Genomic DNA, 13908 nt, shown 5'->3' on the forward strand with positions numbered 1-13908 from the left:
CTGATTTCACGACGACTTCGTCGCCGAACGCAGCCTCGCAGGCTCGGCAGCTGCTACACGATCGGGTTTCGATTGAGCTACAGCGAGATGTCCAGCCGGGCGATCTTGCCCTGTTCGTTGAGGCGGAACATGTAGCGTAGTTCCAGCGGGCTGCCGGGAAAGGTGCCGGAGATCAGGTTGTGCACCAGCACCTTGCCGGTGCGCTGCTGAACATCCAGCACCTCGACCCGGGGCTGATAACGCTGTGCGGTGTCTTCCATCCATTGGGCGATTGCGCGGGTGCCGATCTGATGCTGGCCTTCATCGAACACATTGGCATCCTCGGCGAAAAAACTGGCGACCCTGGAGGTATCGCGGGCATTGGCAGCGGCAATGTAGGCGGCGATGGCAGGGGCCAGTGAAGAGGCGGGATTGGACATGGTTGCAGCTCCTTGTTTATTGATTCTGGAACCATGCTAAGACAAGCCTGTGTCAATTCTTGTCAGGAGTGAAACGCCCCGCTTCATCCAGTTGCATCTGTTTACGCCAGATCCGTAACAGGTCGCTGCGTCGCCCCGGATAACGCTCGCCCTGCTCATTGGCGGCCGAAATCCGGTCGGTACGAAAGGTGCGATAGGCACTGCGCAATTCGCACCAGGCGACGATGATCCGCACTTCATTGAGAAAGCCCAACGCCAGTGGCCAGATCAGCCGTTGGCTGGGCACCTTGTTGGCATCTGCGTAGTCGATGTTCAGCTTGGACTGGTCGCGGATGGCTTGGCGAATCACGCTCAAAGGCACCACATTTTCCGGATAGCCATAACCGGGCGGCCCCGGTAGCACCGTCGGGTTGCGCAACGCGTCCTGGGCTTCAGGGGCCAAAACGGCGGCAATCTTGGCCAATGCGTTGGCCGCCGCTTTGCTCAACACCTCGTCGCCGCGCTGATCGACGTAGCGCAAACCAAGGACGATGGCTTCGGTCTCGTCGGCATTGAGCATCAAGGGCGGTAGAAACAGACCGCTGCGCAGCACATAACCGACCCCTGCTTCACCGAAGATCGGTGCGCCGAGCGCGGTCAGCTCGGCGATGTCGCGGTACAGCGTGCGCTCGGAAATTTCCAGTTCACTGGCAAGCGTTGCAGCCGTCACCGGACGACTCTTGCCCCGCAGCACTTGCAACAACGTGAGTAAACGAGTTGTACGCGACACGATGGGCAGGCTCTGTCTGAAAAAGTTGTCGGAGCTTAGCAGAGGCCCCTGTCAGAAAGTGACAGCAGCGAAGGGTCCGATGGTCACCTGATTGGCCTGTGAGGGAAAAGCTTATTGATTGCAAAAATTATAGGCATCATATTTAATACATGTCGCAAGACATTTAAATTCAATCCCGGCGTCTTCCCTCAGGAGTCACCCCATGCATTACAAAGTGTTCGGCCGCAAAACCGGCTTGCGGGTTTCGGAACTGGCGCTGGGCGCCGGCAATTTCGGCACGGGTTGGGGGCATGGCGCCGAGCGAGACGAAGCCAAGCGCATTTTCGATGGCTACCTGGAGGCCGGTGGCAACTTCATCGACACCGCCAATGGCTATCAGGCCGGCCAGTCGGAAGCGATGCTCAGTGAGTTCATTGCCGCCGAACGTGACCGGTTAGTGATCGCGACCAAATTCACTATGGGGACTACGTCCGCCGCCGGCATTTCCCACACTGGCAACAGCCGCAAGAACATGGTGCGCGCCGTCGAGGAAAGTCTCAAACGGTTGAACACTGATCACATCGACTTGTTCTGGGCGCACATGAGCGATGGCGTGACGCCCATGGAAGAGATCCTTCGTGGCTTCGACGATCTGGTGCGTGCCGGCAAGATTCACTACGCCGGCCTGTCGAACTTCCCGGCCTGGCGCATCGCCCGCGCCGACGTACTGGCTGAAGTGCGCGGTTTTGCGCCGATAGTCGCGATTCAGACCGAATACAGCCTGGCCGAGCGCACCGCTGAGCGGGAATTGTTGCCGATGGCAGAAGCGCTGGGGCTGGCCGCCACGTTGTGGTCACCGCTGGGCGGCGGTTTTCTCACCGGCAAATACCGCACCAATGATGAGAACAACCGCGCCGCGAAACTCGGCATGCTGATTCACAGCGAAAAAAGCGCCCACGAAACGGCCCTGCTCGACACCTTGCTCGCGGTGGCGACGGAGCTTGAAACCACGCCGACCCACGTGGCCATCGCCTGGTTGCTGGAAAAAGCCAAGCGCTCAACAACGGCGCTGATTCCGATTCTGGGTTCGCGCACCCGTGAACAATTGGACGCGACGCTGGGGGCTTTGGCCGTGCAGATGAGTGCCGAGCAGTTGTCGCGACTCGATGGGGTAAGCGATGTGGCCAAGGGTGTTCCACATGAAATGATTGCCGGATCGGTGGCGCGGTATACCGGGGCGCAAACCCTCGACCTGCCCATCATCCCGGCGGCCTGACACCCATCCGCGTCGAACTTTCCCGGGCGGTGGACTACCGCCCCTATGGCATCAGCTTGTTGACGATCACTCGTTCAACCCTGTGTTTGTCATAAGGCGGATAGCGAACGCCAGGGTCGATCGCAGTGCTGTGATGAAGCACGCCACGCGCATTGGTAAAGGCCTCGAATCCCCAGCGCCCGTGATACTTGCCCATGCCGGAATTACCCACCCCGCCGAATGGAAGCTCGGGAAACAGCGGATGGATCGCGCAGTCATTGACCTCCGCGTCGCCGGAGCGCGTGAATGCCAAAATCTCGTTCACTACGTCATCGTCCTCGGCAAATATGTACACGCCGAGGGGGCTCGGTCGGTCGATGATCCACTGGATAACGGCGTCGATCGATTCAATCTCAAGCACCGGCAGGATCGGGCCGAAGACCTCTTCCTGCATGATTGGCGAATCCACCGCAACATCGACCAGCACCGTCGGCGCGATGTACAGCTCGTCCGGGTCGGTCTGGCCGCCGGCGACGGCCGTACCGCTGCCGAGCAACGCCGCCAGGCGATCAAAGTTGCGACGGTTGATCACGCGCCCGTAGTCTGGACTCTGCTTCGGATCATCGCCATAGAACTCGCGGATCGTGTCCTTCATGTGCTGCACGAATTCGTCCTTGACCTGCGGCCAAACCAGCACATGATCGGGCGCGGTGCAGATGTGGCCGGAGTTGGCAAAGCGCCCGTAGGCGATACGCCGTGCTGCGACCTTCAGATTGGCTGATGAATGGACGATGGTCGGGTTTTTGCCACCCAGTTCGAGCACGCAGGGGGTCAGGTTATTCGCGGCGGCCTGATGCACGATCTTGCCAACCGATGGACTGCCGGTGAAGAAAATCATGTCCCACTGCTGTGCCAGCAAGGCGGTGGTCTCGGGGACAGCTCCCTCTACAACCGCGACTATGCGCGGATCAAAATACTTGGGTACCAGGCGCGCCACAGCACTGGCACAGTGAGCCGCAACCTCTGAGGGTTTGAGCACCGCCGTGTTGCCGGCGGCCAGCGCTGCCACCAAAGGCCCGAAGAGCAACATGAGCGGTTCATTCCACGCACCGATGATCAGCGCAACGCCCAGCGGATCGCGATGTACGCGAATGTAGCCAGGCTCGAACACCACTGGCATCGGCTCGTGCAGCGGCTTCATCCATGACTCGACATGCTCAAGGGCGTAGGCCGCCTCCTTCGCACAGTAGTTCACGTCCATCAGGTCGGCATCGTTGACATTGCGGCGCAGGTCCTTCCAGAGTGCGTCGCACAGTTCGTCATGATGGTCGGTGAACAAAGCCTTGACCGCTTCAAGCTGGGTCTTGCGCCACGCCAGCGAGCGCGTATGGCCCTCGAGGAAGTAAGCACGCTGGTTAGCGACAAGCGATGAATAATCCGGAATCGACATGGTGAAATTACTCCCTGGAATGTGGCGCGCGATGCTTGTCGCTGGCGCCTGTCTCCAATGATCGACCGCGCTCAGATGCGCACTGCAATTTCGCCATTCTGCTCGCGGACTTCGTAAGTGGGCAGCGTCAACGTCGAAGGTCCGCGCTGTACCGCGCCAGTGGTGATATCGAACTGGGAGCCGTCACACGGGCACATAAGCGTTGTGCCGGTCAGGACACCTGCCGACAGCTGGCAGCCGTCGTGCGGGCACATGTCGTCAAAGGCGAACAGTTGTGAGCCGATACGGGCGACGGATACGCGCATCTTGCGATCTTCCAGGTAGAACGGGGTGACCAACTGGCCAGTCAATCGGGAAGACGGGCCCAATGGGCGGTAGTAGACCTTCGAGCTCGGCATGTTCGGCTCCTGTGCGTGAACCTTCGATTCAGTACGGAAACTCCGGGATCACTTCATAATCGGGCTTGTCGAACCGCAATGCTCCAGGCGCCTGCGCCGGCACGGCGGGTTTGCGCGGCATGATGGGGGTCAGGCGCTGGTAGCCGGAGCCGAGCGACGGTCGCGGATCGGCGTCGCCCTTGTTCGGCCAGAACGACATGGCCCGTTCCGCCAGCGCCAGAATAGTGAGCGACGGATTGACCCCCGGATTGGCGGGCAGGACGCTACCGTCCATGACGTGCAAGCCCTCGTGGCCGAAAACGCGTTGATAGGGGTCGACCACGCCCCTGTCGTTCGAGGCGCCGATCGGAATGCCACCGATGAAGTGCGCCGAGGCCGTCCGATTGATGACTTCAAAGTCCAGTGCCGCCTCGCGTCCCCCCATCTTGGCGGCGAGACGTTGTGCGAACTCGTCGGCCGTCGCGATGTGCGTGGGGGGAGCAGCGCCGGCACCATGACGGCTGCGCAGGATGCCGTCCTTGAAGTACAGGTCGATTGAATTGTCAGAGGTCTGCATGCACAACAGGGTGAGCGAACGCTCCGACCAGTGCCGCGCATCGAACGTCTGTCCGAGCGTCTGAAGCGGGTGCTCCACCAAGTGCTTGAGCCATGTTTCAGTCGGATGATTTTGTGGGCCGGAAGCATAGTAGGTGGTGGCGAGCGTAAGGAGGTCGCTGCCCACGCCATAGGAGACCGGCTCGATGCTGGTATTCGCGTCCGGCCAGACACCGGAAGTGATGGCGACGCTGCCTGGGGTAATGATGAAACGGTCTGGATCCTTCTTCCAGTCACGGTAGGGACGGGTGACTAAAATGAGGGCCTCGGAATTGGTCCGGGCCAGCTTGCCGAGTTGATCCGACAGGCCGGTCAGCTTGTCGGCATCGCGCATATGGTGCAGCAGCCGTGCCGAGCCATAAGCGTGTGCGGAGACCACGACCTGTCGGGCGGTGTAACGATGACGGTCGATGTGTGCAACGCGCTGCATCCAGCCCGGGTGGGTGGTGAGCACTTCATATCCGCCGCCAGCGAGTGGCGACAGTTCGGTGACCTCGTGCAGATCATGGATGACACAGCCGTTCTTTTCCGCGAGGTAAAGGTAGTTTTCCGTCAGCTTGTTCTTGGCCCCGCGGCCGCAGCCGATCATGCAATTGCCGCAGTTCACGCAACCGGTGCGGCGTGGTCCGGCGCCGCCGAAATAAGGATCGTCGACCTCAATGCCGGGGGTGCCGAAGAAGGTCGCGACAGGCGCCTTGTTATAGGTATGACCATGGCCCATATCGGTGGCCACTTCGCGCATCAGCCGGTCCTTGTCGCTGTCCATGTAGGGGACGCGGTTCACACCCATCATGCGCTGGGCCTGATCGAAGTACGCCGGCATTTCGTCGTACCAGTCGGTGATGTAGGACCACTCTGGAGCGGCGAAAAACTTCTTCGGCGGCACGTAGAGCGTGCTGCCGTATACGTGCGAGCCGCCGCCGACTCCGGCGCCGTGAAGAACCAGCACGTCGTCGAGGAACGTCAGACGCTGTAAACCATACATTTGGGCTTCAGGCTGCCAGAGGTAATTACGGACATCCCAGTTGGTCTTGGGGATCGCGCTATCAGGCCAGCGTCGTCCTGCCTCCATGACGCCGACCCGGTAGCCTTTTTCGGTCGCGCGCAAAGCGGCAACGCTGCCGCCGAACCCGGAACCGATCACAATCAAGTCGTAGTCGAAATCAGACATGTCAGCACCTCATGCGGGCCTGATGGTTGAGCTTAGACTTGATTGAGTGAATGGGTTAAACCAACTGAAAAGAACGCGCTTAGCGGTCGACTTTGTGCCTGGCCGCATACAAACACAGCATTTCCATCGCCAATGTCGCCGCCGCCAGCGAGGTGATGTCTGCATGGTCATAGGCCGGTGCGACTTCCACCACGTCCATGCCCACCAGATTGATCCCGCGTAATCCACCCAAAATCTCCAGCGCCTGCACGGTACTCAAGCCACCGCACACCGGAGTTCCGGTACCAGGCGCAAAAGCCGGGTCGAGGCAATCGATATCGAACGTCAGGTACACCGGGTTATCCCCTACCCTCGCCCGGATCGCTTCGACAATCGCCTCACAGCCTTGGCGATGCACCTGACGCGCATCCAGCACCTGAAAGCCCTGGTGATCGTCATTGGTGGTGCGCAAGCCGATTTGCACCGAACGCGACGGATCCACCAGCCCTTCCCTGGCCGCATGCCAGAACATGGTGCCATGGTCGACCCGCTTGCCGTCCTCGTCCGGCCAGGTGTCGCTGTGGGCGTCGAAATGGATCAGCGACAACGCACCGTGTTTGCGCGCATGGGCCTTGAGCAGCGGGTAGGTAATGAAGTGATCGCCGCCGAACGTCAGCATCGCGCTGCCGCTGTTCAGGATGTGCTCGGCGTGGGCTTCGATGCTTTCTGGAATGGTGTGCGGCGAGCCGTAATCAAAGTCGCAATCACCGTAGTCGATGACGGCCAAGTGATCGAACGGATCAAACGTCCACGGCCAGTGGCGTTCCCAGGCAATCCCGGTGGACGCCGCCCGAATCCCGCGCGGCCCGAAACGTGCGCCGGGGCGGTTGCTGGTGGCGGTGTCGAACGGGACACCGCTGACCGCGACGTCGACACCACGCAAGTCGCGGCTGTAGCGACGGCGCATGAAACTGGTGATGCCGGCGTAGGTACTTTCAGCGGCAGTGCCATAGAGGCTGTCGCGGGTCATGGCTTGATCGTTTTGCATAGGGACGTCCATGGTGATCTCCTTTTTGTTATTGGCGGCTACGGAACGTGGTCCACAGGCGAGTGCGCTGGCGCAGGTCCTTGAGGCTCATGCTTTGGTCGGCGTACAGGCGTTCGCGCACATCGGGCAGTGGAAAGATGTCCGGGTCGGTGCGCACGGCTTCATCCACCAGCGGGGTTGCCGCCTGGTTGGCCGTGGCGAAAAACAGTGTGTTGGTCAGCGCCGCGACGGATTCGGGGCGCAACATGAACTCGATAAAGGCCCGGGCTTCTTCGGGGTGCGGCGCATCCTTGGGGATCGCCAGGTTGTCCTGCCAGACCAGCGTGCCCTCCTTGGGAATCCGGTACGCCACCTCAAACGGCTTGTTGGCCTTGCGTGCCTGATCGGCGGCCATGCTGGCGTCACCGTTGTAGGTCAGCGCCAGGCACACGCTGCCATTGGCCAGATCGCTGATCTGCCGCCCGGTGGCGACGTACAGCACATTGGGCTGCAACTGATGCAACAACGCCTCGGCGGCGGTCAGATCGGCCTTGTCGGTGCTGTAGGGATCTTTGCCCAGATAGTGCAGCGCCAGGCCGATGACTTCTTGCGGCGAATCGAGAATCGCGATGCCGCAGTCTTTCAACTTACTGGCGTATTCCGGTTTGAATAGCAGATCGAGGCTGTTAAGTGGCACATTCGGCAGGCGTTTTTGCACCGCTTCGACGTTCATTCCTAAACCCAGCGTGCCCCAGGTATACGGCACGCCATAACGATTGCCGGGATCAACGGCGGCCAGTTTTTCCAACAGATCCGGGTCAAGGTTGGCGTAACCCTTGAGCCCTTCGTGGGGGATTTCCTTCAGCGCGCCGGCTGCCAGACCACGGGCCAGGACACTGGACGACGGCACCACGACGTCATAACCGCTGCCGCCGGTGAGCAGTTTGGTTTCCAGCACTTCCGAAGAATCGAACGTGTCGTAGCGCACGTGAATTCCGGTTTCCTTTTCGAACTGTTGCAAGGTTTCGGGCGCCACGTAATCGGCCCAGCTATAGAGGTTAACGGTCTTTTCCTGCGCCTGAGCCGACACAGTCATGGCGAGAAACAACGCGGGGAAACACAGCTTGAACATGGGAGCCATGACGAACACCTGACCAGAGGAAGTGGTTGCAGGTTGCGCGCTCGGTTACATTGGCGAAATATCAAGTTTGTTAACCTGACTTTATCGCGGAGTAATGTTTGATGCTCGGGCAACTTCACGACCTCGACCTGCAACTGCTGCGCCTGTTTGTCCGCGTGGTCGAGTGCGGCGGTTTCAGCGCGGCCCAAGGTGAGCTGGGCCTGAGCCAATCAAGCATCAGCCAGCAAATGGCCAAGCTCGAAACCCGCCTCGGCTATCGCTTGTGCAGTCGCGGCAAAGGCGGGTTCAAGATCACGCCCAAAGGCGAACAGCTGTTGACCGCGACGCGCGGGCTGTTTGAGTCCATCGAAGCGTTTCGTCATCAATCCAACGGTGTGGCGGGCAGATTGATAGGCGAAGTGCGACTGGGGCTCTCCGAAGCCCTTGATCAATCGGTGCTGCAACGGGTGGCGGACGCGATACGGCGCTTTCGTGAGCGGGACGAATCAGTGCGCATCGAACTGATCAGCGCGATGCCCGGCGAAATGGAACGCTTGCTGCTGCAGCAACGGCTGGACCTGGCCATCGGCTATTTCTCACAAGTGCAGAGCGCGTTCGACTACCGCGAACTGTTCACCGAAACCCAGCACCTTTATTGCGCCCCCGGGCATCCGCTGTTCACCGATGACGCGCCGAACGACGAAGCGCTGCAAGCCTGCGACCGGGTCGATCATCCCTACCGGTTTCTGCGCACTGACGAACCGTTCCAGGGAAAACTGTGTTCAGCGCGCTCTGAACAAGTCGAAGGCACCCTCGCCTTCATTCTGTCCGGCAAGCATGTCGGCTATTTGCCCAATCACTTTGCCCGCAGCTGGGAAGACAAAGGGCTGTTGCGCGCCGTGCGCCAGGGCGAAATGAGTTTTGAGGTCGCGTTCCATCTGGCGCGGCATCGCGCTCAGGTGCCAGGGGATGCGCAGAAAGCGTTTGAGCAGGATTTGCTTGCTGCCTTCAGCAAAACCTGACCTTTCAGGCAGTGATCGTTCCCACGCTCTGCGTGGGAATGCCGCCAGGGACGCTCTGCGTTCCACTTCTGAATGTGACGCAGAGCGTCAGGGGATGCATTCCCACGCAGAGCATGGGAACGATCAGCCTGACCTTTCAGGCAGTTATTGTTCGTTGCCCTTGATGCCCGCTGCTGGCATCCTGCGCCTCCATTTTCTGACCCGCCCGCCCTTTTGGCACGCAACCAACCATGACCGCCTCTGAAAAAGCCCCCGCTGCGCGCAATAACGACCTGATTTACGGCCTCAACGACCGCCCGCACCTGACAGCCACCGTCTTCGCCGCCCTGCAACATGTGTTGGCGAGTTTTGTCGGCATCATCACGCCGACCCTGATCATGGGCGGCGCCCTCGGCCTGCAAAGCGAAATACCGTATCTGATCAGCATGGCGCTGTTCGTGTCGGGCCTGGGCACCTTTGTTCAAGCCCGACGGTTCGGCCCGGTCGGCTCTGGCTTGCTGTGTCTGCAAGGCACCAGTTTTTCGTTCATCAGTGTGATTCTCAGTGCCGGGTTCATGGTCAAGGCTCGTGGCGGCGGCACCGATGAAATCCTCTCGACCATTTTTGGCGTGTGCTTTTTTGCGGCGTTCATTGAAGTGGCGCTGAGCCAGTTCATCGGCAAACTGCGGATGCTGATCACCCCGGTGGTCACCGGCACCATCATCACCCTGATGGGCTTGTCGCTGATCAAAGTGGCCATGACCGACATCGCCGGAGGCTTTGGCGCGCCGGACCTCGGCGCCGCCAGTCATTTGGCGCTGGCGGCCTTGGTGCTCGGCACCATTGTGCTGTTGAACCGGGTCGATGTGCCGTTTCTGCGCCTCGGCGCCATCGTCATTGGCCTGACCTTGGGCTATGTCGTGGCCTGGCTGATGGGCGATGTCAATTTCGCCAGCCTGCCCGACGTACCGCTGATGAGCGTACCGGTGCCGTTCAAGTACGGCTTCAACTTCGACTGGGTCGCGTTTGTGCCGATCGCGGTGATTTTCCTCGTGTCGCCGCTGGAAGCCGCCGGTGACCTGACCGCCAACTCGATGATTTCGCGGCAACCGGTCAAAGGCCCGATCTACATTCGCCGGATCAAATCCGGCCTGCTCGCCGACGGCCTTAACTCGGCGATGGCCGCCGTGTTCAACAGCATGCCGATGGTCACGTTTGCGCAGAACAATGGCGTGATCCAACTCACCGGTGTAGCCAGTCGCTACGTGGCGTTCTTCATCGCCGGTTTGCTGGTGCTGTTGGGGTTGTTCCCGATGATCGGCGCGGTGTTGCAACTGATGCCGAAACCGGTGCTTGGTGGCGCCGAACTGGTGATGTTCGGGACCGTGGCGGTGGCCGGGATCAAGATCCTCGCCGAAGCCGGCCTGCATCGACGCAACATGTTGATCGTGGCGATTTCCCTCGGCATGGGCCTGGGCGTGGCGGCAGTGCCGCAGGTGTTGCGCGAGTTGCCGATGGCGCTGCACATCATTTTTGAATCGCCGATTACCGTCGGGGCGTTGTGCGCTATCGTGCTCAATATCTTCTTGCCCGAGGAGTTCATCGAGCTGGAAGAAGACGATTTCGATCCGGAAGCCTCGATCCTTCAGGTCATGGAAAACCCCGATGTGCCAGCCAAGGCTGAACCCACAACGCCTGTGGTGGTCGCACAGGTGAACCGCTTGTAAGGAAACACATTAAGTGTGATCACCGCATAGCCAATGTGGGAGTGAGCCTGCTCGAGATAGCGGTGGATCAGTCGACAAAAATGTTGAATGACTAACCGCTTTCGCGAGCAGGCTCGCTCCCACAAGGGGTTATGCGGTGAAGCGGACGCCGGGTTTGGCTCGCTCATCCACTGTCAACTCAAACACATCCGGCCGCGCATAGTGACCGACCACGTCGTAGTCATAGCGGGCGCGAACCAGATCGTCCGTGTCGATTTCAGCCGTCAGTAACCCAGGTCCATCGCGCAACGGCCCCGCCAGTACATCGCCCATCGGCCCGACTATCACACTGCCGCCAGCAATCAGCGGCCGATCCGCCGGCCAGTTGGCAATCTCCACGCCAAGGGCGTGCGGCGAGTCCTGGACCTGACAGGCACTGACCACAAAGCAGCGTCCTTCATGGGCGATGTGGCGCATGCTGACCTGCCACATTTCGCGCTCGTCCACCGTCGGCGCACACCACACCTCAATACCTTTGGCGTACATCGCGGTGCGCAGCAGCGGCATCATGTTTTCCCAGCAAATCACCGCGCCGATTCGTCCGACCTGACTGTCGATAACCGGCAACGTCGAGCCATCGCCCTTGCCCCAGATCAGCCGTTCGGTGCCGGTGGGCATCAGCTTGCGGTGTTTGGCGATCAGTCCGGTCTGCGGGTCGAAATACAGTGCCGTGCAATGCAGCGTACTGCCCGCACGTTCAATCACACCGATCACCAGATTGGCCCCAGTCCGCGCCGACAACCCGGCCAGGGCTTCAGTCTCGGCACCTGGCACGTCAATGGCGTTGGCGAAATACCGGGCAAACGCTTCTCGCCCCTCCGGCAGTCGATAACCCAGTTGCGTGCCAAACCCTTCGCCCTTGGGGTAACCGCCGAGCAACGCTTCGGGCATCACCACCAATCGGGCCCCGGACTCGGTAATGGCGTTTTCCCAGGCAAGAATCTGCTCCAGAGTGTCGGCCTTGCCTCCTGGCAAGGCACCGATTTGCAGTGCAGCAACGATTGACTTGGGCATCGCAATAACTCCATTGGCATCAGGTATTGCCCATTCTCCGGCGTCACGGGATCATGAATAAAGCCCGACTCACTGCTGAATGATATGAACCAAATGAATATCGCCACCGTTGATCTCAACCTGCTCAAAGTCTTCGAAGCGCTGCATGAAGAGTCCAGCGCCAGCCGTGCGGCCTTACGCCTGGGCGTGACGCAATCGGCGGTCAGCGCCGCGTTGCGCAGGCTGCGCGAGGTGTATGGCGATCAGCTGTTCGTGCGCACCGGCCGTGGTCTTGCACCGACGCTCAAAGCCAACCAATTGAAACCGGTTGTCAGCGACGCCCTGAACAAATGCCGCCAGAGCCTGGCGATGGTCGATCCAGCGGCCCATCAGTACGACGGCCGCTCAGTGTCGGTAGGGATGTCGGATGATTTCGAGATCGCCTATGGCCGTCGACTGATCGAGGAAATCGCCCGAACAGCACCGAAACTGCGGCTGATCTTCCGGCAAACCCACAGCCAGATCGTCGCCCACGCCTTGATGGAGCGCAGTATCGATCTGGCGATCACCGCCGGCGGATTTGCCGAGCGCTTGCTCAGTCGTCAGGTGTTGGGAGAAGGCGGGTATTTATGCCTGGCGGATCACGCCAGCCTGACCGAAGGGCAACACGTCATCAGCCTTGAAGAGTTCGTCGCTCGCGAGCACATTTTGGTGTCGTCAGGCGGTTTTATCGGCATCACCGATGAAGGGCTGGCGGCGCTGGGGCTGAGTCGTCGGGTGTGTGCGTCGACCACGCATTTTGCCGCGTTACCGCACTTGCTCAAGGGCAGTCAGGCGGTGGCGACCATTCCGGCGCATGCCGCGCAAAGCATTGCGGCGCTCAGTGGACTGGCGCTGCTGCCCTGCCCTTTGGCCTTGCCACGCTATCCGATCGAGTTGGGCTGGCGCACCAGCACGCAGCTCGATCCGGTGGTACTGAAAGTGCGCGAAGCGATTGTGGCGAGTTTTGCCTGAAGACTGGGCTTACTTGCTGGCAGCCATGAGGCGGTTGACTTCACTGCGCACCATGTTGGCGAATTCCGGTGGCGACATCGCGTCGAGTTCGGCACGGACCCATTCAGCCCACTTGCCTTTGCGCTTGGCGCGCTCGCCGAACAAGCGCGCGGCCTCGCCCTTGGATTTGCCCAGGTTGCTTTGCCAGAGGTCGAACAGACGGGATTTTTCATCTTCAAGCGCAGCGCGCTCGGCGAGGGGTTTGTCGGCCAGATTGAAGCTCATGGGAATTTCCTGCTGCGTAAAATAGGCGACATCTTACACTGTAGGACGAAACGTCTGACTCAGGAATTTTCCACCCCACGGGGTCAACGCAAAAATTCGCTGCAACTTTTTCGCCGACGCTAGACTCCATTGTTCACCGCCTGATTACCTGCAAGGAGTACCTCAATGGCTCGGAAAACCGCAGCACAAGTCGCCGAAGAGCAATCCAAGGAACTGGCGTTCAGCGAGCTGGCAACGCTGATCGAAGAGTCGGAAAAACTGCTGACCCGCAGCGCCGCACTGGTCGGCGAGGAAGCAGAAACCTTGCGCGAGCAAATCGCCCTGAAACTCCAGCAGGCACGGGATTCAGTCAGCAGTGTGCGTGACCGCACCAAACCTGCCGTCGATGCCACCGAAACCTACATTGGTGGGCATCCATGGCAAACCGTGGCCATCTCCGCTGGATTCGGGCTGGTGGTCGGGTTGTTGCTGGGTCGGCGTTAAGCGGTACTGCTCTACACAGTAAAAAGGCGAGCCACGGCTTAATGCCGATCAGTTAAGCCATTGAGCGCCGCAATCCTTGTGGGAGCGAGCCTGCTCGCGATGACGGTGGCACAGTCAACACTTGCGTTGCCTGACAATCCACAATCGCGAGCAGGCTCGCTCCCACAGGTTTTGCGCCTTAACTGATCGGCATTAGAGCCACGGCTCGCCTTTTTCTTGCCTGCGT

General features: G+C 60.1%; 14 protein-coding genes. 5 read left to right on the forward strand and 9 right to left on the reverse strand.

Annotated features, from left to right (window positions below; all coding sequences use genetic code 11):
• Window positions 1-77: 77 nt before the first annotated feature.
• Both AC1DWM_RS25540 and AC1DWM_RS25545 read right to left on the reverse strand, forming a co-directional pair.
• Window positions 78-419, reverse strand: a complete 342-nt coding sequence (locus tag AC1DWM_RS25540; RefSeq protein WP_223520585.1) for a nuclear transport factor 2 family protein — start codon at window positions 417-419, stop codon at window positions 78-80.
• Window positions 420-471: 52 nt separating this feature from the next.
• Complete coding sequence (locus AC1DWM_RS25545; protein WP_223520587.1) at window positions 472-1188, reverse strand: helix-turn-helix transcriptional regulator; 717 nt, start codon at window positions 1186-1188, stop codon at window positions 472-474.
• Between the two features lie 202 nt (window positions 1189-1390).
• On the opposite strand from AC1DWM_RS25545, the gene AC1DWM_RS25550 reads away from it, so the two are divergent.
• Complete coding sequence (locus AC1DWM_RS25550) at window positions 1391-2443, forward strand: aldo/keto reductase (RefSeq protein WP_477796468.1); 1053 nt, start codon at window positions 1391-1393, stop codon at window positions 2441-2443.
• Between the two features lie 43 nt (window positions 2444-2486).
• Here the strand turns inward: AC1DWM_RS25550 and AC1DWM_RS25555 are convergent, their stop codons facing one another.
• The 5 genes from AC1DWM_RS25555 to AC1DWM_RS25575 form a co-directional block, all read right to left on the reverse strand.
• Window positions 2487-3872 (reverse strand): aldehyde dehydrogenase family protein, encoded by a 1386-nt coding sequence (locus tag AC1DWM_RS25555; RefSeq protein WP_477796469.1) that lies wholly within the window; start codon window positions 3870-3872, stop codon window positions 2487-2489.
• Window positions 3873-3943: 71 nt separating this feature from the next.
• Window positions 3944-4270, reverse strand: a complete 327-nt coding sequence (locus tag AC1DWM_RS25560) for a Rieske (2Fe-2S) protein (protein ID WP_223520593.1) — start codon at window positions 4268-4270, stop codon at window positions 3944-3946.
• Window positions 4271-4298: 28 nt separating this feature from the next.
• Window positions 4299-6035, reverse strand: coding sequence for a GMC oxidoreductase (locus AC1DWM_RS25565; RefSeq protein WP_477796470.1), 1737 nt, complete (start codon window positions 6033-6035; stop codon window positions 4299-4301).
• A gap of 79 nt (window positions 6036-6114) precedes the next feature.
• Entirely contained in the window at window positions 6115-7074 is a 960-nt protein-coding gene (gene speB, locus AC1DWM_RS25570) for an agmatinase (RefSeq protein WP_477796471.1), read from the reverse strand.
• Between the two features lie 16 nt (window positions 7075-7090).
• Window positions 7091-8182 carry a polyamine ABC transporter substrate-binding protein gene (locus AC1DWM_RS25575; RefSeq protein WP_477796472.1) on the reverse strand — a complete coding sequence of 364 codons (1092 nt, stop codon included), beginning with the start codon at window positions 8180-8182 and terminating at the stop codon, window positions 7091-7093.
• A gap of 101 nt (window positions 8183-8283) precedes the next feature.
• Here AC1DWM_RS25575 and AC1DWM_RS25580 point away from each other — a divergent pair, with 101 nt between their 5' ends.
• Complete coding sequence (locus tag AC1DWM_RS25580) at window positions 8284-9183, forward strand: LysR family transcriptional regulator (RefSeq protein WP_223520601.1); 900 nt, start codon at window positions 8284-8286, stop codon at window positions 9181-9183.
• Window positions 9184-9413: 230 nt separating this feature from the next.
• Window positions 9414-10889, forward strand: coding sequence for a nucleobase:cation symporter-2 family protein (locus AC1DWM_RS25585; protein ID WP_477796473.1), 1476 nt, complete (start codon window positions 9414-9416; stop codon window positions 10887-10889).
• A 129-nt stretch (window positions 10890-11018) separates the two neighbouring features.
• Here AC1DWM_RS25585 and AC1DWM_RS25590 read toward each other — a convergent pair whose 3' ends face one another.
• Complete coding sequence (locus AC1DWM_RS25590) at window positions 11019-11942, reverse strand: carbon-nitrogen hydrolase family protein (protein ID WP_477796474.1); 924 nt, start codon at window positions 11940-11942, stop codon at window positions 11019-11021.
• Window positions 11943-12026: 84 nt separating this feature from the next.
• Here AC1DWM_RS25590 and AC1DWM_RS25595 point away from each other — a divergent pair, with 84 nt between their 5' ends.
• Window positions 12027-12935 (forward strand): LysR family transcriptional regulator, encoded by a 909-nt coding sequence (locus AC1DWM_RS25595; RefSeq protein WP_477796475.1) that lies wholly within the window; start codon window positions 12027-12029, stop codon window positions 12933-12935.
• A 9-nt stretch (window positions 12936-12944) separates the two neighbouring features.
• Here the strand turns inward: AC1DWM_RS25595 and AC1DWM_RS25600 are convergent, their stop codons facing one another.
• The gene (locus tag AC1DWM_RS25600) at window positions 12945-13199 is read right to left on the reverse strand and encodes a hypothetical protein (RefSeq protein WP_223520609.1); all 255 of its coding nucleotides are present in this window, start codon (window positions 13197-13199) and stop codon (window positions 12945-12947) included.
• A gap of 165 nt (window positions 13200-13364) precedes the next feature.
• Between AC1DWM_RS25600 and AC1DWM_RS25605 the strand changes: the two genes are divergently transcribed.
• Window positions 13365-13682 (forward strand): ElaB/YgaM/YqjD family protein, encoded by a 318-nt coding sequence (locus AC1DWM_RS25605; RefSeq protein WP_477796476.1) that lies wholly within the window; start codon window positions 13365-13367, stop codon window positions 13680-13682.
• The last annotated feature ends 226 nt before the right edge of the window (window positions 13683-13908 follow it).

Source organism: Pseudomonas sp. P4_C8 (genome assembly GCF_056401975.1).

Bases quoted from the DNA above. Each gene is read 5' to 3' on its own strand.
- AC1DWM_RS25540 (WP_223520585.1), bottom strand. From the start codon at position 419: ATGTCCAATCCCGCCTCTTCACTGGCCCCTGCCATCGCCGCCTACATT.
- AC1DWM_RS25550 (WP_477796468.1), top strand. From the start codon at position 1,391: ATGCATTACAAAGTGTTCGGCCGCAAAACCGGCTTGCGGGTTTCGGAA.
- AC1DWM_RS25555 (WP_477796469.1), bottom strand. From the start codon at position 3,872: ATGTCGATTCCGGATTATTCATCGCTTGTCGCTAACCAGCGTGCTTAC.
- AC1DWM_RS25560 (WP_223520593.1), bottom strand. From the start codon at position 4,270: ATGCCGAGCTCGAAGGTCTACTACCGCCCATTGGGCCCGTCTTCCCGA.
- AC1DWM_RS25565 (WP_477796470.1), bottom strand. From the start codon at position 6,035: ATGTCTGATTTCGACTACGACTTGATTGTGATCGGTTCCGGGTTCGGC.
- speB (WP_477796471.1), bottom strand. From the start codon at position 7,074: ATGGACGTCCCTATGCAAAACGATCAAGCCATGACCCGCGACAGCCTC.
- AC1DWM_RS25575 (WP_477796472.1), bottom strand. From the start codon at position 8,182: ATGGCTCCCATGTTCAAGCTGTGTTTCCCCGCGTTGTTTCTCGCCATG.
- AC1DWM_RS25580 (WP_223520601.1), top strand. From the start codon at position 8,284: ATGCTCGGGCAACTTCACGACCTCGACCTGCAACTGCTGCGCCTGTTT.
- AC1DWM_RS25585 (WP_477796473.1), top strand. From the start codon at position 9,414: ATGACCGCCTCTGAAAAAGCCCCCGCTGCGCGCAATAACGACCTGATT.
- AC1DWM_RS25590 (WP_477796474.1), bottom strand. From the start codon at position 11,942: ATGCCCAAGTCAATCGTTGCTGCACTGCAAATCGGTGCCTTGCCAGGA.
- AC1DWM_RS25595 (WP_477796475.1), top strand. From the start codon at position 12,027: ATGAACCAAATGAATATCGCCACCGTTGATCTCAACCTGCTCAAAGTC.
- AC1DWM_RS25600 (WP_223520609.1), bottom strand. From the start codon at position 13,199: ATGAGCTTCAATCTGGCCGACAAACCCCTCGCCGAGCGCGCTGCGCTT.
- AC1DWM_RS25605 (WP_477796476.1), top strand. From the start codon at position 13,365: ATGGCTCGGAAAACCGCAGCACAAGTCGCCGAAGAGCAATCCAAGGAA.